The sequence below is a fragment of the Synechococcus sp. R60.1 genome, assembly GCF_047461835.1.
In the GTDB taxonomy this organism is placed as follows: Bacteria; Cyanobacteriota; Cyanobacteriia; order Thermostichales; family Thermostichaceae; genus Thermostichus.
In genome coordinates, this window is record NZ_JANSIA010000014.1 from 19,897 (window position 1) to 40,402 (window position 20,506).

At 58.5% G+C, this 20,506-nt stretch carries 22 protein-coding genes and 1 pseudogene; 13 read left to right on the forward strand and 10 right to left on the reverse strand.

Annotation, left to right across the window (positions count from 1 at the left end; all coding sequences use genetic code 11):
* Positions 1-5: 5 nt before the first annotated feature.
* From NW834_RS03660 to NW834_RS03690, 7 genes are all read right to left on the reverse strand, one after another.
* Complete coding sequence (locus NW834_RS03660; RefSeq protein WP_414418670.1) at positions 6-617, reverse strand: hypothetical protein; 612 nt, start codon at positions 615-617, stop codon at positions 6-8.
* Positions 618-933: 316 nt separating this feature from the next.
* Positions 934-1,071, reverse strand: coding sequence for a DUF4351 domain-containing protein (locus tag NW834_RS03665; protein WP_414374584.1), 138 nt, complete (start codon positions 1,069-1,071; stop codon positions 934-936).
* Positions 1,072-1,156: 85 nt separating this feature from the next.
* Complete coding sequence (locus tag NW834_RS03670) at positions 1,157-1,990, reverse strand: undecaprenyl-diphosphate phosphatase (RefSeq protein WP_414418669.1); 834 nt, start codon at positions 1,988-1,990, stop codon at positions 1,157-1,159.
* A gap of 230 nt (positions 1,991-2,220) precedes the next feature.
* Positions 2,221-2,739, reverse strand: a complete 519-nt coding sequence (locus NW834_RS03675) for a DUF2808 domain-containing protein (RefSeq protein ID WP_414374581.1) — start codon at positions 2,737-2,739, stop codon at positions 2,221-2,223.
* 336 nt (positions 2,740-3,075) lie between these two features.
* Positions 3,076-3,261 (reverse strand): photosystem II reaction center protein PsbZ, encoded by a 186-nt coding sequence (gene psbZ / locus NW834_RS03680; protein ID WP_011433643.1) that lies wholly within the window; start codon positions 3,259-3,261, stop codon positions 3,076-3,078.
* A 142-nt stretch (positions 3,262-3,403) separates the two neighbouring features.
* On the reverse strand, positions 3,404-4,096 hold the full coding sequence (locus NW834_RS03685; protein ID WP_414329328.1) for a queuosine precursor transporter: 693 nt from the start codon (positions 4,094-4,096) through the stop codon (positions 3,404-3,406).
* Entirely contained in the window at positions 4,096-4,752 is a 657-nt protein-coding gene (locus NW834_RS03690) for a response regulator (RefSeq protein WP_414418668.1), read from the reverse strand. The genes NW834_RS03685 and NW834_RS03690 overlap by 1 nt, the downstream gene beginning before the upstream one ends.
* Positions 4,753-5,007: 255 nt before the next feature.
* Between NW834_RS03690 and NW834_RS03695 the strand changes: the two genes are divergently transcribed.
* The 13 genes and pseudogenes from NW834_RS03695 to ribB all read left to right on the forward strand — a co-directional run.
* A complete protein-coding gene (locus NW834_RS03695; protein WP_011433647.1) occupies positions 5,008-6,126 on the forward strand; it encodes a class I SAM-dependent methyltransferase in 1,119 nt (372 codons plus the stop codon).
* 162 nt (positions 6,127-6,288) lie between these two features.
* A complete protein-coding gene (locus NW834_RS03700) occupies positions 6,289-6,759 on the forward strand; it encodes a hypothetical protein (RefSeq protein ID WP_414398545.1) in 471 nt (156 codons plus the stop codon).
* A 102-nt stretch (positions 6,760-6,861) separates the two neighbouring features.
* Entirely contained in the window at positions 6,862-7,206 is a 345-nt protein-coding gene (locus tag NW834_RS03705) for an MgPME-cyclase complex family protein (RefSeq protein ID WP_414418667.1), read from the forward strand.
* A gap of 150 nt (positions 7,207-7,356) precedes the next feature.
* Positions 7,357-8,901, forward strand: coding sequence for an MFS transporter (locus NW834_RS03710; protein ID WP_414418666.1), 1,545 nt, complete (start codon positions 7,357-7,359; stop codon positions 8,899-8,901).
* Between the two features lie 139 nt (positions 8,902-9,040).
* Entirely contained in the window at positions 9,041-10,210 is a 1,170-nt protein-coding gene (locus tag NW834_RS03715; protein ID WP_414418665.1) for a glycosyltransferase family 4 protein, read from the forward strand.
* Between the two features lie 80 nt (positions 10,211-10,290).
* Positions 10,291-11,988, forward strand: coding sequence for a PP2C family protein-serine/threonine phosphatase (locus tag NW834_RS03720; protein WP_414418664.1), 1,698 nt, complete (start codon positions 10,291-10,293; stop codon positions 11,986-11,988).
* Positions 11,989-12,459: 471 nt separating this feature from the next.
* Positions 12,460-12,678: a hypothetical protein gene (locus NW834_RS03725; protein WP_414329334.1), complete on the forward strand. Its 219-nt coding sequence runs from the start codon at positions 12,460-12,462 to the stop codon at positions 12,676-12,678.
* A 153-nt stretch (positions 12,679-12,831) separates the two neighbouring features.
* Positions 12,832-14,265: an argininosuccinate lyase gene (gene argH / locus NW834_RS03730; RefSeq protein ID WP_414349809.1), complete on the forward strand. Its 1,434-nt coding sequence runs from the start codon at positions 12,832-12,834 to the stop codon at positions 14,263-14,265.
* A gap of 119 nt (positions 14,266-14,384) precedes the next feature.
* Positions 14,385-14,681 (forward strand): DUF6464 family protein, encoded by a 297-nt coding sequence (locus NW834_RS03735; protein WP_414329336.1) that lies wholly within the window; start codon positions 14,385-14,387, stop codon positions 14,679-14,681.
* A 161-nt stretch (positions 14,682-14,842) separates the two neighbouring features.
* The gene (locus tag NW834_RS03740) at positions 14,843-15,331 is read left to right on the forward strand and encodes a M67 family metallopeptidase (RefSeq protein WP_414418663.1); all 489 of its coding nucleotides are present in this window, start codon (positions 14,843-14,845) and stop codon (positions 15,329-15,331) included.
* Between the two features lie 246 nt (positions 15,332-15,577).
* Positions 15,578-15,859 carry a MoaD/ThiS family protein gene (locus tag NW834_RS03745; RefSeq protein ID WP_011433658.1) on the forward strand — a complete coding sequence of 94 codons (282 nt, stop codon included), beginning with the start codon at positions 15,578-15,580 and terminating at the stop codon, positions 15,857-15,859.
* A gap of 2 nt (positions 15,860-15,861) precedes the next feature.
* Positions 15,862-17,031 (forward strand): molybdopterin-synthase adenylyltransferase MoeB, encoded by a 1,170-nt coding sequence (gene moeB / locus NW834_RS03750; protein WP_414349810.1) that lies wholly within the window; start codon positions 15,862-15,864, stop codon positions 17,029-17,031.
* A 143-nt stretch (positions 17,032-17,174) separates the two neighbouring features.
* A pseudogene (gene ribB / locus NW834_RS03755) lies at positions 17,175-18,323 on the forward strand (3,4-dihydroxy-2-butanone-4-phosphate synthase); the annotation flags it as partial.
* 35 nt (positions 18,324-18,358) lie between these two features.
* On the opposite strand, the gene NW834_RS03760 reads toward ribB, so the two are convergent.
* The 3 genes from NW834_RS03760 to NW834_RS03770 all read right to left on the reverse strand — a co-directional run bounded on the left by NW834_RS03760 (position 18,359) and on the right by NW834_RS03770 (position 20,343).
* Positions 18,359-18,841 (reverse strand): hypothetical protein, encoded by a 483-nt coding sequence (locus tag NW834_RS03760; protein WP_414349811.1) that lies wholly within the window; start codon positions 18,839-18,841, stop codon positions 18,359-18,361.
* Between the two features lie 114 nt (positions 18,842-18,955).
* Positions 18,956-20,002, reverse strand: coding sequence for a GntR family transcriptional regulator (locus tag NW834_RS03765; protein WP_414418662.1), 1,047 nt, complete (start codon positions 20,000-20,002; stop codon positions 18,956-18,958).
* Positions 20,003-20,154: 152 nt separating this feature from the next.
* The gene (locus NW834_RS03770) at positions 20,155-20,343 is read right to left on the reverse strand and encodes a TOBE domain-containing protein (RefSeq protein ID WP_414374567.1); all 189 of its coding nucleotides are present in this window, start codon (positions 20,341-20,343) and stop codon (positions 20,155-20,157) included.
* Between the last annotated feature and the right edge of the window lie 163 nt (positions 20,344-20,506).

Here is a 20,506-nt window from a genome sequence, read left to right on the forward strand (position 1 = left end):
CTAATCTAGCGAATTGGGTCAGTACATGTCCATTCTTCTGCGCCAACGACTTGTCCAGAGAACTTGGCATCAACTGTTAAATCTGCAATGACTCTTTCTTGAGTGTTAAGCATTTGAAATTGCACTTCCCTTACTGCCTCAGCAACCTCATCAATGAGATCAAATTGATCAACTCCGCCGAATGCCAATCTTGCACATCGAATTGCTCGGAAACGATCAAGCACTCTTGCACGCACTTGGTCGCGACTATCTCTATTTACATTCACGATGTTTGCCTGTAAAGCTTTGGCGTATCGCAGCATGGCCTTCCGCTTCAGCTCATCATTGGGATACCGGCGGTAAATCCAGCGCTGCACATCATCACGCACGCCATCTCCATCGGCATCAATCCCCTCCAAAGTTTGCTTGCCCGCCTCCCCTGGATCCGGTGGCAAATTCGGAAACAATCTATCCAGTTCATCGACCGGGATCATATCTGGAGAGGGATCCTCACCCGGATTTTCTGGCACAAATCCAGTAGTGGGATCAGGATTGGGCTCTTCTTCTGCACTGGGGGCAGAACCTCCCCCGCCACTGCACCCACACAGCAACACCAACACAGAAGAGAGCATCAACATAAGCAGTATCCTGAGGCCGTTCATAATCGCCTTGGTTCTAGCAGTTCAAGTGGCACAAGTGACCCCCACAGGGATCCGGCAATCCTTCTATTGGAGCTACAAGCAACACAAAATTAGGGCAGGGATCCCTAGAAGGAACTCTCTCAGGAGGATCTACCGTTCATCACCCGACAAGAGCAAGACTGGATTTGCAGCCTGATGCTCAAGCAGAAACTAACATCTGCTTCAACAAAGTGCAAGTGCGCTGCAACACACGGGCTCAATCTTTAGATTCGTCAGCGTATGATACGGAGCCCTTTTTTGAAGGGGAGAACCTTTAATGGCTGAATCCATCAAGCCAGGTGGTGAGGTCAATCAACGACTGGAACTCCAGCAAGGCTAGACCCAGCTCTTCCAAGCGCTCCACCGATAAAGACCGAATCTGAGCCTCCACCTCCTCAGGCAGGGATCCCATTTTGCCAATCTTCTCAGTGGGAAAAGCAGCCAGAAAGGAGTGACCACCTCAGGGATCCCCGTGGATTGTAGTTGACTGAGCTTGATTAGGGTCTTAGGAACCCCAGCGCTAAACCCAAGATAATAAACAAGCCAAAGCCAATCCGATAAACAATGAACAGCCAGGTGCTGCTGCGCTGCAAAAACTGAATTAGCCAATCGATAGACAAGTAGGAAAAGACGAAGGCCGAAAGCGTCCCCAACCCCTGCGGCAGCAGGGCCTCTGCCTCGAACTCGGAGATAAACTCTTCTACCCCCGCCAAAAAGAGCGCCGGGATCCCCAGCAAGAAGGAGTAACGGGCGGCAGCCGGGCGTTGCAAATGGAGAAACAGCCCTGCCGTCAGCGTCGAGCCGGAGCGCGACACCCCAGGGATCAGGGACAAAGCTTGGGCCAGCCCTACCCAGATCCCATCCCAAATGCCTAAGCTGTGAAGGTCTCGCTGGCGTTTGCCCGTTTGCTCTGCCCAGCCCAACAACACAGCCAAGCCAATGGCTGCGACGGCGATCACCCACAACTGGCGGGGCGGGGATCCCCAAATGGCCTTGATGGCCCAGCCGGCAACCACAATTGGCACTGTTCCCACCAGGATCCCTACCAGCAGCCGCCAAGGCTCCTGCTGGAAATCTCGTTCTCGCCAGGCTTTCCAGGAGCCCAAGAGCAACTGGCGCAGGTCAGAGGCAAAGTAGATCAGCACCGCCCCCAAACTGCCCAACTGGATCACCGCCGTAAACGAAGCTCCCGCATCCGGCCACCCCACCAAAGCCGGAAACACCCGCAGATGGGCCGTGCTGCTAATGGGCAGAAATTCGGTGATCCCTTGCACCATGCCCAAAATTAGAGCCTGCCACCAATCGGGATACCAAGTGTCAGCAAGCAACAAGGTAAACACTCCCCCACCCAAACTTGCCGGATTTGCACAATCCCCATTCTTAGAAAAACTCAGAACTCCGGCTTTTTCCAGCAGCCCATACCACGGCGAACAAACACTTGCAGAGGGATCCCACCCCAACTGGCCGGGAACTTGGGTGTCGCTGTCCCAGACCCGCAAAAGGGCTGTGCCTATAGGATCGCCGCAAAGATCAACAGTAGGTCAGATCATCGGGTCAATAGTCAGAAGCCAATCCGCTCTGGGTCTTCAATGGTAATCAGCCAGTTGCCCACATTGCGGAAGAGCGGGTTAGGCTCCGTCCCCCGTACCCGCGCCTCCACCCGATAGATGCCGGCAGATGAAGGGTTGCGCACGTTGGAGAGCACCAGACGGATCTCCTGACCGGCAGCAATGGGTTGACGGGCCACCACCTCTAGAGAGCGAAACTCCTCGTTCCAGTACACTTGATCCAGCTCTACAGGCCGGCCTTCTACCTCCAGGCGGACACTTTCCGGATCGATGCGGCCATCGAAATTCCTGTCCCCGTTGATCTGCACTTCTGCCACCGCCACATTCTGGGGGGGAATGGTCAGGCGATAGCGATCCAAACGACTGCGAACCCCGCCAAAATCGAGCCGATAGCTGAGGACAGGTACCCCTTCACTGCCGGTGATCACCAAACCCGACTGCGCCTCTGCAGAATGGGGCATCACCAGGGATCCCAGGCTCCCCATCAACAGGCCCGCCAAGGCCAGCCTCATTCCTCGCCGAGCAAGGCCAAGTTCCTGCGAACATTTCCCTGCTCTCATCACTGCTCTCAACACCCAAACCTCCGCTGGTTGAAACACCTCAGCACCTTCAAAGCTCACTAGCGCGGCCTGTAGACAGCCTGACCGATGGCAAGCAAGGCCGACGCCTCGCCGTCCATTGTAGAGGATGGGATCCTCTCTACCGAGAGAGCCTAGGGCTCACCGGGGTGCGCAAGTACGCAGTTCTGGCAGAGATCTCAACAAGAACTTTGGGCCACCATACCCACAGTGCAGCCCCCCACAGCGCCGATTGTAACGGCAAGATGCCCCTGCCCTTCTACTGCTTCTTCACTTGAGGAAACTCAGCACCCCCACCCCAATCACCATCAGCACCCAGAGCAGGGATCCCACCAAAATCACATTCTTGGCCCGGCTCCAGTCGCTGGCTGAGCTGTAGAGCACTGGCACCGCCACCACCAAGAGCAAGCTGTAAAGCACCAACACCAACAAAGCAATTTGGAAAACGAGCATCATCTTTCGGATCCCTCACAAAAGTCTTGTCTTGGATAAAAGCTCCCGGTAACACCGGATGGCAGCAGGATAAATAGGATGACGCTCTGACTATACCAAAATAGGATCCCTCCCAAGGCCAGATCCGTTGAGGCGGCTGATGGATTCATCTAGACACAGGCTGGAGGCGGAAGGGGTTAAAGTCGGTTGCCACATCGAAGTAGTCTTCTTGTTCTTGCTGCTTTAGCCAGCCGGTAATGGCATAGGTCAGGGGCGTGAACGCCGCCTCAACGGCACACTTGAACACATAGTTGGAGAGTATTAAGCTGCCCAGGCCAGGGAACACCCCCCAGAAGGCCAAAGTGACAAACAGACCCGTATCCACCGCTTGGCCCACCAGGGTAGAGCCGATGGTGCGTGTCCACAGCCACCGTCCCCGCGTCCACACCTTCATGCGGGCCAGTACATAGGCGTTGGCAAAGCTGCCTCCCCAATAGGCGATTAAGCTGGCCAGCACAAGGCGGGGCGTCAGGCCCAGAATCTGGTCGTAGGCTTCTTGATAGGGCCAGTCGGGGGCGGCCGGCAGGGATCCCACGATCATGAATGTCACCGACATGAGGGCCGCCGAGAGAAATCCCAGCCAGATCACCCGTCGCGAGCGGGCATAGCCATAGACTTCGGTGAGGATGTCGCCAAAGATATAGCTGAGGGGGAAGAGAATGGTGCCCCCGTCAAAGGTAAAGGGCCCCAGAAGAACGATCTTGGTCGAGGCGATGTTGGAAATCAGCAGCACGGCCACAAATAGAGCCGTCACCGCATCTAGGTGTCGATAAGCTCGCTCAAAAACCCTCTCAGACATCAGGATCCTCCTAGAAGTTTACGGATCTGTCGCAGCTCCTTGACGATCAAGGCCAAACCCTGGGCATGTCGCTCCACTTCGCCGGCGAGCTTGCTGATCTGGGCCTCCAGATTGCTGCTGCGGGATTCCTGACGCGCCAGGCGTTGGTTGATCCCAGAAAGCCGCGCCACCACCTCCCGCTGGATCAAGTTTTCCGTACCTTGAATCAGCAGCGTCTCGATGGCGGTGAGCCGGTTCAGAATCAGTTGGGTGTTGGTTTCGGATCCCGGCTCCGGTGCAGCGGCAGGGGCAACCTGGAGGACCTTTTGGATAAGAGCCAAAAGGGCATCTGCCTCAAACGGTTTCTCGATGAAATCAAAATCGACAAAGGGCTCAGGGATGCGGGCAGTCACCTGTTCCTTCAGCCCCGACATCATGATCACAGGGGTATTTTTCAAGTCACCTTCCCGACGCAGGGCTTGCAGGGTGTCGTAGCCATCCATCTTGGGCATGACAAAATCCAGCAGGATCAGGTCGGGGTGATGTTTTTTGGCCGCTTCCAGCCCTGTCAACCCGTCTTTGGCCTCCACCACTTGGAACTGATCGGCCAAGATGCTGGCCACCATCTTGCGAATCATGATGCTATCGTCAATGACCAACACCGTCTTGGTTGTCATGCTGAGGCGCTCCCTCTTCCCATTATCAAATCGACCTGATCAGCCCCTTCCTCCAGCTCATAGGGCAATCGGGGACATCCTTTTGAGGACACCACTAGAGTACTCCCCTGCTTGGCCAGATGGGGTGTGCTCAGGGATCCAATTCCGCCAGGTTTTCCCCGCGCCCAGCGGCTGCCGGCCCGGCGTGGCCGCCTTGCTATAATTAAGTGTAAACAAACGTTAAGCCTTCATTCTTCATTCGCACCTTGCAGGGTTATGAGCCTACAACTAAGTCCTGAGCTGTCGCTGCCGATCCCATCTCCAGTCGGAGAAGCTGCCTACCGCGCTTTTCAGTGGGGCAAAAACATCTTCGGCTTTGCCCACAAAGCGCTCTCCACCCAAGCTTCAGATCTGATGCTCTCCGTGCTCAGGGATCTGCAAAGCTTCTCCTCCGGGAGGACCCCGCCGCCGCGGGCCAAGGTGCGGGTGAGCGCTGACACGCTACAGGTGTTGCGGGCCCGTTATGAACAACTCCTGCAAGCGGACTGGCAAGATGCTGAGGCAGGGTACTACCCGCACGCGCTCTTGTTCGACAACCCCTGGCTGGACTTTGCCCGCTATTACCCACAGGTGTGGTTGGATTTGCCGCAAATTACTCGGCGGGTTCACAGCAAGCGTTACCAAGAGTTTTCTCAAGACATCTCCACCGAGGGCTATCCGAAATACTACCTGCAAAATTTTCATTACCAAACCAACGGCTACCTGAGCGACAGCTCGGCTGAGCTTTATGACCTGCAGGTGGAGCTGCTGTTTGGGGGCACAGCGGACGCGATGCGCCGTCGGGTGATTCGCCTGCTCAAAGATGCCTTGGATCCCACCTTGGTCAGCCCCCACATCCTCGATGTAGCTTGTGGCACGGGGCGGATGCTGCGCTTGCTGCGGGGATCCCTGCCCAAAGCGGCTTTGTACGGTCTGGATCTTTCCCCCGCCTATCTGCGCAAGGCCAACCGACTGTTGCAGGAGCTGCCGGGGGAGCTGCCCCAGCTTATCCGCGCCAACGCCGAGGCCATGCCCTATGCCGATGCCACCTTTGACGCCGTCATCAGCGTTTTTCTCTTTCATGAGCTGCCTGGCCCGGCCAGACAAAATGTCATCAACGAGATGAGTCGGGTGGTGAAGCCAGGGGGCGTGGTGGTCATCTGCGACTCGGTGCAACTGCTGGATTCGCCAGAGCTGAAGGAGACGATGGAAGCCTTTATGCAAACCTTCCACGAACCCTACTACCGCGACTACATCCACGACGATCTGGGGGTGCGCCTGCAACAGGCAGGCTGTGCGGTGCTGCGCCGGGAGACTCACTATGTCAGCGCCTACACCCTAGCCCGTAAGGGTTGAGCGCCCTTTCCACAAGCTTAAGAGGAAGAGTAAATCGGCGGTCACTTGTCCAGAGGGTGTATAGTAGTTTTAGACACGAAACCTTGGATAAGAAGACGGGTCACTAACTGGATAACCCTTGGGTGCAAGTCCGTCTAAGATCTTTTTCTTGTGCTTAGGCTCATGTCTCACCCTCATGGATCCCTCCGCGCCGGCATTACTGCTCTCAAGCAGGAGCGCTACCTGGAGGCGATCAACCTTCTCGAGTCCTTCTGCTACTGCTGTTCCATCCAAGAAAGACAAGAGAGTTTGCCCCGCCGCCTGAGCGAGCGCAATGGCTCGAGGGCAGATCCGGAAGAATGCGTTTTGGCTCGTGTGGCTCTGATTATGGCTTATCAGGGCAGCGGCGACTTGGAGCGGTCAACCGCCCTCTGCCAAGAGCTGTTGGAGGAGAAGGAAACTCCTGAGTCCGCTCCCTGGGCTCGGGAATGGGCAGCTCAGGCTCTACCTACCCTCAAGCAGGCTTCAGAACACTCCATGCCCCCTGAGGAAGTCATGGCGCGGCTACCCGTTCTCCGGCAGTTGGAAGACTGTCAGCCGCTGTGTAGCTCCCGCGATCCGGCCCCGCACCTGCTCAAATCTGCCTCTCTCTGAGGGAGAGGATCTGCAAGGAGCGGTGGACGCCCGACTCTGGCCTTTACTCTTGCATAGTTTCACAGCTTGATAGTTTCACAGCGACCTAGCGATCTTAGTCTTATGTCTGCAGCCGAACTGGCCACCTATCATTTTGTCGTTGCCAGCCTGTCCTTCTTGCGTTCTGAGCCCCTGGAAGAGGTGCTGGAGGAGCGTCGTCGATACTGCGAGGAGCGCCATTGCCCTGTCGATTTCTTCTGGGTGCCCCAGCCGGCCTTCATGGAAGCTCCAGAGTTAAAGCCCCTGCGGGACAAGTTGAAGGAGCCCCTGGGGGCAGTGGTATCCACCAACGCGGATTTTATTCGTTGGCTGAGCCTGCGCTTAACCTTTGTAGAGAAGGGCAGCTTTGTGGCTCCCAGCGAGTCGATCCCGGATCCCTTGCGCTCTCTATCTGCCGCAGAAGGATAAGCCTGCCGATTCCCAAGATTTGGGTTGGTGGATTGGAAGGCGGGCCAAGATAAGATCGGGGCACCCCATTTCCACTTTTGTTTGCTGACGGGATCCCATTCTGTTGTGGGGCCGACGTCGGGGAAATGGGCAGGTCACCTGGGGAGCATCATGACTTGGGAGCAACGATGGGGCTGGCCGGAGGGAGGGGCAGGGATCTGCCACCCCAGTTCCCCTCTCCAGAATCCCCCACCTGCGTCAACGCCAACTTGGGGGCTGAAGTCAGAAGCTCTCTTGCCTGAGCCGACAGCAAGCCCCGCCCTCAGCTCGCCGGAGTGTTCTCCTGGGGATCCCTTGCCAGAGCCATCTCCTGAAGATCCCGAAAAAGGGCAAAAAGAAGAGAAAGAAGATCAAGGTCTATCTGAGCCGGGCCTGAGAAACTTTGTGGCCGTGCTGCGCCGGCGCAATTTCCTGCTGCTGTGGATGGGGCAGGTGTGTTCCCAGTTGGCGGACAAGGTGTTGTTGGTGCTGCTGATTGGGTTGGTTGCCCGCGAATTTCAACCCGAAGGGGCTTCCATCAGCGGTCAGGTTTCGGCCATCATGCTGGCTTTTACGCTGCCGGCGATGCTATTGGGCAGCCTGGCAGGGGTATTTGTGGATCGCTGGCTGAAAAAAGGGGTGTTGGTGCTCTCCAACCTGGGGCGTGGGATCCTAGTGCTGCTGTTGCCGCCGCTGCTCTGGCTCACTGCCGGGCGCGACCTTTGGCCGGGGATCCCCTTGGGGTTTGCGGGGCTGTTGCTGGTGAGCTTTGCCGTCTCGGTTCTGACCCAGTTTTTTGCTCCTGCCGAGCAGGCGACTTTGCCCCTGATCCTGCCGAAGCGAGAGCTGCTGGCGGCCAACTCCCTGTACACCACCACGATGATGGCTTCGCTGATCGTCGGGTTTGCCGTGGGGGAGCCGCTGTTAACCCTGGCAGATCGTTGGGTACGCCATTGGTTGCCGGGCTGGGAAGTGGGGCCGGAGCTGTTGGTGGGGGGAGCCTACCTCTTGGCGGGATCCCTGCTATTGCTGCTGCAACCCCACGAGAAGCTAGAGCCCCGGCGTTGGGAAGTCCCTCACCTCTGGGAAGATCTCCGGCTGGGCCTGCACTATGTCGGCCAGGTGCCCCTGATCCGAGCTGCTTTGGTGCAGGTGGTGGTGCTTTACTCGCTGTTTGCGGCGCTGGCAGTTTTGGCGGTGCGCATGGCCGAAGTGATGGCAGAGCTGAAGCCGGATCAGTTCGGGGTGTTGTTGGCCGCTGCTGGCCTAGGCATGGGGATCGGCGCCTTTTGGGTGGGCCATACGGGCCGACGGGTGAGCCGCCGCGCCTGGGTTGGCCTGGGATCCCTGCTGCTCTGTGGGGCTCTGGCAGCCCTCTCCTGGACGACCCACTGGCTGCTGCCCAGCTTGGGCTGGATTGCCCTGTTGGGCTGTGGCGGGGCTCTGGTGGCGGTGCCGATGCAAACCTTGATCCAAGAGGAAACGCCTGACCATCTGCGAGGCAAGATCTTTGGGCTCCAGAACAACGCCGCCAACATTGCCCTCAGTTTGCCGCTGGTGTTTACGGGATTGGCGGAAGCTTGCTTTGGCCTTCCCTGGATGTTTGTGGCCCTGGCTGTTCTGACGGGGCTGGCGGGGCTGTACACCTGGAGCTTATTGGGCAGAGAGGCCCCCTAAATCCTGCCGCAGCGCCAGGCTGGATACCCTCTTCTGGGGGAACGGGTCAAGGCAGGAGCCAACTCTGCTACTCTTGTAGAGGTTTAAGAATCGAGACTCCCTTTGCAGCTCAGCGTTTCAGCTCCGCGGGGATCCGCCCATGCACATCGCCTGGATAGGCAAAAAGACACCTTTCTGTGGCAACGTCACCTATAGCCGCGAGATGACCAACGGCCTTTTGGATCGAGGGCATCAAGTGAGCTTTTTTCACTTCACCAACGAGGGCCAACCGCCCGCCCTGGATCCTGGAGGTGAAGGCTGGAGGGCGGAGCTGGATCGTCGAGACGTTTCCCTCCCCTGTCTGTACAAGTCGCAGATTTACACGATCCCGGCCCCCAACGCCAAGCGGTTGCTCACCCAGGCCCTCAAGGAATTGCAGCCGGATCTGGTGCATGCCTCCTTGACCATTTCTCCCATCGACTTTGTGTTGCCGGAGATCTGCGCTGAGCTCAACCAGCCGCTGGTGGCTACTTTCCACCCGGCCTTCGACCGACGGCGGCGCAACATCGCCTCTCGCACCCAATACTTGGCCTACCAGCTCTACGCCCCGTGTTTGGCCAACTATCACCGCACCATTGTCTTCTCGGAAACGCAACGGGAGATCTTGGTCAAACTGGGGGTGAGCCCCCAGCAGGTGGTGGTCATTCCCAATGGTGTGGATGTGGACAAGTACGCGCCTGGGCCCTCCACCCTCAAACAGCGGTTGGGACTGGAGCGGATCTTCGTCTATCAAGGGCGGGTCTCGCCGGAAAAAAACCTGGAAGCCCTACTCAAGGCTTGGAAACACGCCCAAATGGGGGAGAAGTGTGGTCTGCTGATCGTGGGGGATGGGCCACTGCTCAACACCCTCAAGCCCTTCTACACCCTTCAACATGGGATCCACTGGCTGGGCTATATTGCCGACGAGCAGCAACGCATCGAGATCTTGCGAGGAGCCGATGTGTTTATTTTGCCCTCTTTAATCGAGGGGCTCTCTTTGTCGCTGCTGGAGGCGATGGCCTGTGGGCTGGCAGCAGTGGCCACCGATGTGGGTGCCGATGGCGAGGTTTTGGCCGATGGAGCCGGGATCCCGCTGGATCCGACACGGGTGACAGCAGAGCTGCAAACGCTGCTGCCTTTGCTGCGGGATCAACGGGAGTTTACCCAACTGCTGGGGATGAAGGCCCGCCAGCGGGTGCTGGAGCGCTATACCCTCAGCCACAACCTCAGCCAGGTGGAACAGCTCTACCGAGAGCTGTGCCAGGGATCCCGTCAGCATCGCTGGGTGTGAGGGATGAGTGTGATGAAGCTTGTGATATTTTTGCTAAGCTGTTTCGTTACGTTTCCAAGGGATTAACGCCAGTCTTCCCGATGGATGATCACAGCCCCCAAAAGGCCGTTTTAGGGCAGCCCCCTGCCGGGCTGTCAGATTCTTTGTGGTCAGAGTCCTTGCTGGCCCAGGATTCGGGCAAAAATCCCCTCCCCCCCAATGCTCCGTCGCTGTCGCCCACGGACAATTCGGGGGACTTGCGCTCAGCTCAGACCGGCCAGGATGAGGATCCCACCTCTTCAGGTGCCGTTGCGTCCGATGATAGAGAGCTGCCGGAGGTCAAGCCGGCCATTGTGCCTGCCCCTGCAATGCCGGATCGGGTGGCAGAACTGGAGAGAGAACACCATCGGATGCAGTATCTGCTGGCGTGGCTGGCTTTTGCTCTGCGCTCTTTTAACAACTTGAACCAGATCCTGGAGCTGACGGCTTTTGTGGCCAGCCAACTGACCGATGCCGAAGGCGGAGCCCTGGTTTTGTTCAATCCCAACGGCACCATCCAGTTGGATCAACTGCATTGCTCTGATCTCAATCACCGCGAGCAGATTCGGGCTGAGATGGAGCAGATCGCCCAAACTCTCTCGGCTCAAGAGCCCATCCTCAAAACGGAGGGATCCCTCTCTGTTAAGATCCCTGCCCTTGAACACCTCTTGGACGAACGGTTCCGCCAGAGCTTGGGGCCGGATGTACGCCTTTTCGGCACGCCGCTGCTGATTCGCAACTCTGTCCAGGGTCGCTTGTACGTCTTCAGTCGTCAGCCTGGCTACCACTGGGATGAACGTCGCCAACAACTGTTGCGCTTGGTCGCCGATCAGGCAGGGGTGGCCATCGAAAATGACCGCTTGACGGCAGCCTTGCGCCGCAAGATGGCCCTGGAAAAAGAAATGGAGATTGGCTCTTACATCCAGACCCAACTGCTACCTCGGGAGTGCCCTCAAGTCAAGGGGATTCGCTTGGCAGCCCGTTGCCGGGTGGCCAGCAAAGTGGGGGGCGACTACTATGACTTCATCAAGATTCCCGGCGAACGCCTGGAAACATCCGACTCATCTGAAGAAACGGCAGGCTTTCGCTTGGCCATCGTCATTGGGGATGTGATGGGCAAAGGGGTGCCCGCCGGCCTGTTGATGACCATGACCCGCGCCATGGTGCGGGCGGAGGCCCTCAACCGCCATTCGCCGGCCCGTGTTCTGCAACATCTGAACCGGGCCATGTACAGTGACCTGGAAAACTCCAATCGCTTCATCAGCCTGTTTTATTCGGAGTACGATCCCCGCTCCCATCGCCTCTGCTTCAGCAACGCGGCCCACAACCCCACCCTGTGGTGGCAGGCCCGCACCCGAGAAATTCAACCCCTGGACACAGAGGGGGCGCTGATCGGCTTGGAAGAAAACAGCCACTACTCGGAAAGCTGCGTGCAACTGCAACCCGGGGATGTGGTGGTGTACTACACCGATGGCTACACGGAGACAGCCAACACCCGCGGCGAGCGCTTGGAAACCTCTGGGCTGATGGACGCCATCCAGTACGCTGCCCGTCGCTACGACTCCCCCGAAGACATCTTGGAGAGCTTGTTTGAGCAGATGGATGCCTTCCGAGGCCGCCGGGGATCCCACCCTCTTCCCCTATGGCTGCCCGAGGATCCAGAGCTCCTGTTGCAGGATGAAATTTCCCTGCGGCCTGAGCCCGTGGACGACACAACGCTGGTGGTGTTGAAGGTGTTGCCCGACTCCGAGCCAGCCTAGCTAAAAAAGTTCAAACTCAGGGTTAATGACAGCAGGCCGCAACGCTCACAATAGCTCAAGCAAGCTACTCAACGCTACTGGGCTGGGCAGCAACGGTGGGTTGGTTGACGTGGTTTTGCCGGACTACTAGGCTAGTTGGTTAGTTCTGGCATGCGTTCTGCATGGGCTAAAGCCTGCTCCAGCTTTAGTCTGTGTGGCTCTCTCAGAGAGCAAGGAGCGGCTACCTGCAGCTTGCGGGGAAGTCACGCCTGTGGAGATCCCTCTGGCGGGGCAGTGGGGGTGATCTCTGCTGCCAGCCATAGTTCGTTAAGGCAGGAAGAAAGCAGAAGCGCGGCAGACGCTGAGCACTCCGCGCCGCCGGTGCGAGTGGAAGTGTTTGTTGGCGTTTCGTAGGTCTTTCAGAGCGGTACGCTCTAGCTGGTGGAGCTACCAGGTTGGCTGCACTGTGTTATCTACACCTGAGGTACAACCATGAACTTCTCTCCTTCTGGGTCTGAAACCGCCTCGGTTTACTTGCCGGCCCCCGCGGCTTTCCAGACGGAAATGATTGTCGGGCAGGTGTTCCGACAGGATGTGCTGGGCGATATCCGCAAGGGTTGGAATGGCTTTGTGGAATCGGGCCAAATTTGGGCGCTTTTGATAGGGATCGTGGCGGGCTACATGCTCAAGAGCATCACCAGCTCCCACTAGAGCCTTGTCGCCATTGCTCTAGCTGGATCCATTGGGCCTGGGCCGGCGGGGTTTTGGCCGTCGGCGGTCGGTTTCTGTGTTTTTTCTCCACAACTGCAGTGGGGTCTTCCTACGGTGGTCAATCCTTCTCCCCATTCTTCCGGTTCCCAGCCAATGTCTGAGCCGACGGTAACTTCCACCCCTCGCCCCTGGAGCCAACGCTTCGAGGGATCCCTGCATCCTGCCATCGCCCGCTTCAACGCCAGCATCGGCTTCGACATCCGCCTGCTGCCCTACGATGTGGCCGGATCCCTGGCTCATGTGCAGATGTTGGCCGCTTGTGGCATCCTGACCCAGCAAGAGGCCGACCAGATCCGGTGGGGATTGGAGCAGATCCAACAGGAAGCGGCTGCCGGCACCTTCCGGCCCGATCCAGAGGCAGAGGATGTCCACTACGCCGTCGAGCGTCGTTTGGTGGCTTTGGTGGGGGAAGTGGGAAAAAAACTGCATACCGGGCGCTCCCGCAATGACCAAGTGGCCACCGATCTGCGTCTCTATCTGCGAGATCAGATCGATCACCTTCGTCAAGCCCTCTGGGAGCTGCGCGGAGTTTTGTTGGACTTGGCTGAGCGGCATCTGGAGACAATCCTGCCCGGCTACACCCATCTGCAACGGGCTCAGCCGATTAGCTTGGCCCACCACCTCTTGGCCTATGAAGAAATGTTCTGGCGAGACTGGCAACGGCTGGGGCGGGTGCGGGAAGAGGTGAATGTCTGCCCCCTCGGATCCGGGGCTTTGGCCGGCACTTCTCTGCCCATCGATCGGCAGCTCACCGCCCATCTGCTGGGATTTGAGCGGATCAGCGCCAACAGCTTGGATGCCGTCAGCGACCGGGACTACCTGGTGGAGTTCCACGCTGCCGCCAGCTTGATTTTGGTGCATCTCAGCCGCCTCTCGGAAGAGATGATCCTCTGGGCTTCCCAGGAGTTCGGCTTTGTCACCCTCACCGATGCCTGTGCCACCGGCTCCAGCCTCATGCCCCAGAAGAAAAATCCCGATGTGCCGGAGTTGGTGCGCGGCAAGGCGGGGCGGGTGTTTGGCCATCTCCAGGCTTTGTTGGTCACCTTGAAGGGGCTGCCGCTGGCCTACAACAAAGATCTCCAAGAAGACAAAGAGGGACTATTCGACACGGTCGATACCCTGAAAGCCTGCCTAGAGGCGATGACCCTTCTGCTGCGGGAAGGGATCCAATTTCAACCTGAGCGCATGGCCGCTGCTGTGCAGGAAGATTTCTCCAACGCCACCGATGTGGCCGACTACTTGGTGCGCAAAGGGATCCCCTTTCGCACAGCCCATGATTTGGTGGGGCAGATTGTGCGCATTTGTTTGGCAGAGGGGATCCTGCTGCGGGATCTGCCCTTGGAGCGCTGGAAAACCTTCCACCCGGCCTTTGAGGCGGACATTTTGACGGCCATTGAGCCCCGCCAGGTGGTGGCCACGCGGCTCAGCGCCGGGGGAACGGGCTTTGCTGTGGTGCGAGAAGCCCTGCAACGGGCCCAGGCCCGCCACCAGCAGCCAGAGCCATCGGAAGAAACTCCACAAACTTAAACTGAACTCAAGGAGAGTTTGCAATTCTTGGGTTCTTCTCGCCAGTGTGTGCCATCCTGAGGTTCTCAGCCATCCAACGCAACTCCCAGCCTGTTGGCCTCTTCCCTGGGTATCGTTCCATGTTGGATAACCTCACCGCCCACGTCCTCGAAAATGCGGCCAAGCGTCGCTGGCGGGAACGCGCCTACAGCCGATTTTTGCAAGATTGGCGACGGCAGGTGGTGCTGCTGCGCCGTCAACGGGCCGGCGAATTTGGCCCACCCCTGGGGGATCCCTCTTGTGTTTTCAGTGCCCACTCGGCTTGGTTGCGCTGTGCCGTCCATCCCCAAGGGCCGTGCCAGGGTTGCCCCCACTATGCCCCCGTCACCCCTCCAAAGCCAGAGCCACCTCTGGGTTCACTCGATGGACGGGTCTGACCGCGCCACACTGGTGGCCGAACATTTTCAGCAGCGGCGGCCTCTGCGGAACGGCCTGCCCGTTGCGCCCCAATGGCATCCGCTGTAGCTAAGTTGAGGGATCCCCGGCCAACTTGTGCCAGAATAAAAGAACGGTAACTCCATCGGCAAAGGCGAGATTCATGGCCCTCTACCTCTCGGCAGACCACCTTCACAGCATCCGCCAGCACGGCGAACAAGCCTTTCCCCACGAGGGCTGCGGCATTTTAATTGGGGAAATCCGGGGATCCGACAAGATCATCCACGAGCTTTGGTCGGTGACCAACACCTGGGATCAAGCGGAAAACCCTCTGGCAGACGGGGAATCCAGCCGCCGCCGCTTTTTGATCGATCCGGCGGATTTCAAGCAGGCCAACGACCACGCGGTGCGCAAAGGGCTGGGGATCCTGGGCACCTATCATTCCCATCCCAACCATGCGGCCATTCCCTCCGAGTTTGATCGGCAGCATGCTTTTCCCTGGGGCTTTTCCTGTGTGATCGTCAGTGTGCGCGAGGGCAAGGCAGAAGAGGTGGTGAGCTGGGTTTTGGATGAGCAGGAGCAGCCCCAACGGGAGCCGATGCAGATGCTGGAAGACATTCGCATCCCCCCGCTCCCGGCTTTGGCAAGCTAGAGTCGTTTGGGCTTTGCCGCTGTTTGAGGCTGAAGTTCACGGCTAAGTTCAGTTGGGATCCTTGAAAGCTGGGATGGGTACCACCGGAAAAAGCGGTAGTCTAGTGCTGAACCTTGTCTGTAAGATAGCTGAATCCTCAAAGTCAGTAGACAGCCCCAACAAGATCGACAAACGGATAGGTCAGCCCAGATCCTCTGGATCCTCAAAAGTCTCCAGTAGATACCCAAGATCTCTCCCCGAACTCCCATGGCAACCAAAGTTCTGATCCCCTCTCCCCTGCGCCCCTACACCGACAACCTGGAAGCTGTCGAGATCGAGGGCAGCAATGTTGGCGAAGTGATGGGCAACCTCATCGCCCGCTATGGCGAGCTGAAGCGCCACCTCTACACCGAGGATGGGAAGCTGCGCAATTTTGTCAATGTCTACCTCAACGACGAGGATGTGCGCACGTTGCCCCAAGGCAACAACACCCCCGTGGGAGAACAAGCCGTCATCAGCATCGTTCCCGCTATTGCTGGAGGGTTGTGAGCATGTTGAACCTGGACACCAGCCAAGTCAGCCTCTCCCGCGAGGAGATGGAGCGGTTTTCTCGGCATTTGATCCTGCCCGAGGTGGGCCTAGAAGGACAGAAGCGGCTGAAAGCGGGCAAAGTGCTGTGCATCGGCACAGGCGGCCTTGGCTCGCCCCTGTTGCTGTACTTGGCGGCAGCCGGCGTGGGGCGGATCGGCATTGTCGATTTTGATGTGGTGGATGTGTCCAACCTGCAGCGGCAGGTGATCCACGGCACCTCCTGGGTGGGCAAGCCGAAGGTGGAATCGGCCAAGAACCGCATCCTGGAGATCAACCCCCACTGTCAAGTGGATGTTTACAACACCGCCCTGAAGGCCCACAACGCACTGGAGCTGTTTGCCAACTATGACGTGATTGTGGATGGCACCGATAACTTCCCCACCCGTTACCTGGTGAACGATGCCTGTGTGTTGACGGGCAAGCCCAATGTCTACGGCTCGATCTTCCGCTTCGAGGGACAAGCGACGGTCTTCAACTACGAAGATGGGCCCAACTACCGGGATCTCTACCCCGAGCCGCCCCCACCAGGACTGGTGCCCTCCTGCGCCGAAGGGGGAGTGTTGGGGATCCTCCCCGGCATCATCGGTGTTATTCAAGCTACCGAAACCGTGAAGATCCTGCTGGGCGTGGGCACAACCCTAAGTGGGCGGCTGCTGCTTTACGATGCCCTGAACATGAGCTTCCGGGAGCTGAAGCTGCGCAAAAACCCCGCCACTCCTCCCATCACCCAGCTTATCGACTATGAGCAGTTCTGCGGGATCCCACAAGCCCAAGCTGCCGAACAGGCTGGCCAAGCGGAGATCCCGGAGATCACCGTGGCTGAGCTAAAAGCCCGCCTCGATGCCCAGCAAGACTTTGTGCTGGTCGATGTGCGCAACCCAAATGAGTGGGAGATAGGCCGGATCCCTGGTGCTCACCTGATCCCCTTGCCCCAAATTGAAAATGGCGATGGGGTGGAGCAGGTGCGTCGCCTCCTTAACGGCTCAGAGCTGATCGTCCACTGCAAGAGTGGGGCACGCTCGGCCAAAGCCCTGAAGATCCTACAAGCTGCTGGGATCCAAGGAAAAAACCTGCGCGGGGGGATCCTCGCCTGGGCAGAGGCTTACGATCCCTCGATTCCCAAGTACTGACTCTGCCTTGGGATCCCTACCTGTCGCCCGGTTTGCTCTAGCATAGATCCGGCAGATCCGGTGCCCAGAGCCGGCTGTGCCAGGTTTTCCCTTTTTGCGTCCCCTTTTCCATGAGTGCCATCCCGCAGGCCGAGACAGAGACGATCTTCCACTCCATCCCCGAAGCCCTCGAAGACCTCAAGTGTGGTCGCATGGTCATCGTGGTCGATGACGAAAACCGAGAAAACGAAGGGGATCTGGTCTGTGCTGCCCAGTTTGCCACGCCCCAAGCTATCAACTTCATGGCCACCTACGGGCGGGGCCTTATCTGCCTGGCCATGCAGGGATCCCGCCTCGATGAGCTGAAGATCCCGCTGATGGTGGGGCAGAACACCGACAGCAACCAAACTGCCTTCACCGTCAGCATTGATGCTGGGCCAGAGGCTGGAGTTTCCACCGGCATTTCCGCTGCCGATCGCTCTCGCACCATTCAGGCGGCCATTCACCCGCACACGCGACCGGAAGATCTGCGCCGGCCTGGGCATGTCTTTCCGCTGCGGGCACGGGAGGGCGGAGTACTCAAACGGGCTGGCCATACGGAAGCGGCGGTGGATCTGGCGATGTTGGCCGGGCTGTATCCGGCAGGGGTGATTTGCGAGATCCAAAACCCGGATGGCTCCATGGCCCGCCTGCCCCAGTTGATCGAATATGCCCGTCAGCACGATTTGAAGATCATCACCATCGCCCACCTCATCGAGTACCGCTTGCGCACCGAACAACTGGTTCACCGAGAGGCTGCCGCCACCCTGCCCACGGAGTTTGGCCAGTTTCGGGTTTACGGCTACCGCGATAGCCTCAACCAAGTCGAGCACCTGGCCCTGGTGAAAGGGGATCCGACCCAATTTGCCGCTGAGCCCGTCCTGGTGCGCGTCCATGTGGAGTGTCCCCTAGGGGATGCGCTGGGATCCCTGCGCTGCGATTGTCGCCGCCAATTGACAGCGGCCCTGAAGATGATCGACCACCAAGGCAAGGGGGTACTGGTGTACCTGCGCCGGCAAGAGCAGGAGCTGAGTCTCATCGAGCAAATCAAGTCCTACGCCCGGCAAGATCTGGGACTTTCTGAAACCGCGCCACCGGTGGCGATGGACTTGCGCGATTACGGCATCGGCGCCCAGATCCTACGGGATGTAGGGGTGCGCAAAATGCGCCTGATCAGCAACACCTCTCGCCACATCAGCGGCTTGAAAGGATTTGGCCTGGAAGTGGCCGAGCGCGTGCCCTTGCTGGTGGAAGAGCCGGATCTCAATTTGCACGTGGAGCCGTCCTGTTCCCTGAAACCGATTCCGGCCTAGGCCTGTAGAGCGTTGTAGGGCCGAGGGCTGCGGTAAAACAAAGGCTGGGGTGCAGCCGGCTCGCCGTCCACTACATAAGCCTTGGATCCCCAGCCCCAGAAAGACCAGAAAGGACGTTCGGGCCCCGATGGAGCCGTCATTGCTATGCGACGCTTCCGCGCTGGTGACAGGGGTGCGGAGCACTGGCGCGCCGGTAGGAGGGAGTCCCTGGCTGTCGGGCTCAAGAGTTGCTTCGGCAGGACAGGAATGTCGGATCCCACCTGTGACCACACCTCATAGCTCCGAGGGCGCACCACCACGAGGCTGATCAGGGATCCGCGATCCATGTCGTAGCGGCAACTGTCAATGGCCTCTTGCAGCCGCGAAAAGCTCCGGTTGAAAACATAAAAATGGTCTTGGAAGCGGATGGCCTCCCAGAAACCTTCCCGTGTAACCGCCACATAGTCGTGATTGGCGGAGGCGTAGTCGAGGATCACCATGCGTGTAAAGACTGATCAGCGATGAATCAAAATGAGAGAGACTTTACCGTATTTTCACCTAAGCACGATCTTGGACAGCCTGTCATCCGCAAAATGGCTCACCTGCAACAAGGCTTAATGCGTTTCTTTACTCTGCAAACTGCTGCCGCCCGCCTCTCTATCCCCTCCGGCTCCAGGGATCCCACCCAGTTCCCGTCGCAGCTCGGCCATGGCTGCTTCTCCGATGTGGGGGGTGGCGCAGACTAGGTTGGGTGTGCGGATTAGATCGGCTCGGGCTTGGCGCACCAAGACCCGCAGGGTGGGGTAGCTGGCCTCATCGCAAATCAGCGTATGGGCGCGGCGGATTAGGGATCCCACCCGTTCCGTATCCGAGATCACTGCCGTCAGCACCAGCAGGTCTCCCCGCAAACTGTGGACGATCACCTCGGCAACCTCCAGCAGGGCAGTGCTGATGCTCACCAGCCCCAGACAGGCGTAGGAAGGCAATTGGCGGATCAGGGCAATTTCGCGGGCGTAGTCGGACACCTCCACCGTCAGAACACGGGCCCCCCGGGGTTGGGCAATGGCCTCGACGGCGCTGAGAAAATAGTGCAGCGTCACCACAGTGCCGGAATGGATCTGATCCAGAACGGTGGCCAGCTCCTCCAGGGGCACCAACTGGACCCGGATGCCCAAAGTCTGCTGGATTTGCTGGGCCATCAGTTGTCCTGTACCCAAATCCCGGTTGGGCACACACACCAGCACTTGGGCACTGCAGCGCAATCGCCAATCGATCTCCGCTAGCAGCAGATCCCGCACCTGCTCCAAAGAAAACCCCTGCTGCAGCAGCTGGTCGATGCCCTGGCGCACCTGCTCCAGGACCTGTCGGGATCGATCCAGGTTTTCCCCCAGGCCGCGAGAGTAGTTAACCACCTGGCGGGCGGAGCGGCTCACGTAAATGCCAGATCCAGCGCGGGTTTCCACCAGGCCCATAGCCTCCAATTGGCGGTAAACCTTGTGGATGGTATTGCGGTGCAGGCCTGTTTGCATAGCCAATTGACGGGTGCTGGGCAGGCGGTAGCCGGGAGGAAATTGCCCGCAGGCGATGGCAAAGCAGAGCAAATTAAAAAGCTGTACGGAGCCAGGGATCCCGCTCCCCGGCTGGATGGAAATGCGCATCATGGCCCGTTTTTCTCCCTTTGACAACGCCGTTGCGAGCCCGTTTCTGGGCTACGTAAGAATCCCTCGACTTCAGTCGGCGGGAGTGTCAACTGCCTGCAAGATAGCGCCGACGCCGGATAGACAAGCTCCAGAGGAGATCGGGATTGAGAGCCCTATTCGGGGATGCGGTGCATCCGGCTGGGATCCCAACTTAAAGTCACCTCCGTCCCTTCCGGCAACTGCTGCAAATTCAGGCCGGGGTTGGGTTGCACAGCCAAAAGTTTCACCTCACAGCCCGACACCCATACCTGATAGCGAATGAAAGCCCCTAGATAAGCAGTGTCGCAAATCCGTCCCCGCAAGCGGCAGTGGCCATCGGGGATCCCTTCTTCAGCTTACTAGCGCAGGAGCCCCGCACTGTACCCGTAGGGTCAGTGTCGGGAGGAAAGCGCTTTGATGAAGTACAATGAACTTATGAGCCAAGTCCTGACCGTCTCCTGTAAGCTCAAGGCGTCCCAGTCGCAA

Coding starts and splice junctions, on each gene's coding strand:
- NW834_RS03740 (WP_414418663.1), top strand. CDS start 14,843: ATGGCCCTCTACCTCTCGGCAGACCACCTTCACAGCATCCGCCAGCAC.
- NW834_RS03720 (WP_414418664.1), top strand. CDS start 10,291: ATGGATGATCACAGCCCCCAAAAGGCCGTTTTAGGGCAGCCCCCTGCC.
- NW834_RS03715 (WP_414418665.1), top strand. CDS start 9,041: ATGCACATCGCCTGGATAGGCAAAAAGACACCTTTCTGTGGCAACGTC.
- NW834_RS03765 (WP_414418662.1), bottom strand. CDS start 20,002: ATGATGCGCATTTCCATCCAGCCGGGGAGCGGGATCCCTGGCTCCGTA.
- NW834_RS03710 (WP_414418666.1), top strand. CDS start 7,357: ATGACTTGGGAGCAACGATGGGGCTGGCCGGAGGGAGGGGCAGGGATC.
- NW834_RS03705 (WP_414418667.1), top strand. CDS start 6,862: ATGTCTGCAGCCGAACTGGCCACCTATCATTTTGTCGTTGCCAGCCTG.
- NW834_RS03685 (WP_414329328.1), bottom strand. CDS start 4,096: ATGTCTGAGAGGGTTTTTGAGCGAGCTTATCGACACCTAGATGCGGTG.
- moeB (WP_414349810.1), top strand. CDS start 15,862: ATGTTGAACCTGGACACCAGCCAAGTCAGCCTCTCCCGCGAGGAGATG.
- NW834_RS03660 (WP_414418670.1), bottom strand. CDS start 617: ATGTTGATGCTCTCTTCTGTGTTGGTGTTGCTGTGTGGGTGCAGTGGC.
- psbZ (WP_011433643.1), bottom strand. CDS start 3,261: ATGATGCTCGTTTTCCAAATTGCTTTGTTGGTGTTGGTGCTTTACAGC.
- NW834_RS03665 (WP_414374584.1), bottom strand. CDS start 1,071: ATGGGATCCCTGCCTGAGGAGGTGGAGGCTCAGATTCGGTCTTTATCG.
- NW834_RS03745 (WP_011433658.1), top strand. CDS start 15,578: ATGGCAACCAAAGTTCTGATCCCCTCTCCCCTGCGCCCCTACACCGAC.
- argH (WP_414349809.1), top strand. CDS start 12,832: ATGTCTGAGCCGACGGTAACTTCCACCCCTCGCCCCTGGAGCCAACGC.
- NW834_RS03760 (WP_414349811.1), bottom strand. CDS start 18,841: ATGGTGATCCTCGACTACGCCTCCGCCAATCACGACTATGTGGCGGTT.
- NW834_RS03690 (WP_414418668.1), bottom strand. CDS start 4,752: ATGACAACCAAGACGGTGTTGGTCATTGACGATAGCATCATGATTCGC.
- NW834_RS03675 (WP_414374581.1), bottom strand. CDS start 2,739: ATGAGGCTGGCCTTGGCGGGCCTGTTGATGGGGAGCCTGGGATCCCTG.
- NW834_RS03700 (WP_414398545.1), top strand. CDS start 6,289: ATGTCTCACCCTCATGGATCCCTCCGCGCCGGCATTACTGCTCTCAAG.
- NW834_RS03695 (WP_011433647.1), top strand. CDS start 5,008: ATGAGCCTACAACTAAGTCCTGAGCTGTCGCTGCCGATCCCATCTCCA.
- NW834_RS03725 (WP_414329334.1), top strand. CDS start 12,460: ATGAACTTCTCTCCTTCTGGGTCTGAAACCGCCTCGGTTTACTTGCCG.
- NW834_RS03735 (WP_414329336.1), top strand. CDS start 14,385: ATGTTGGATAACCTCACCGCCCACGTCCTCGAAAATGCGGCCAAGCGT.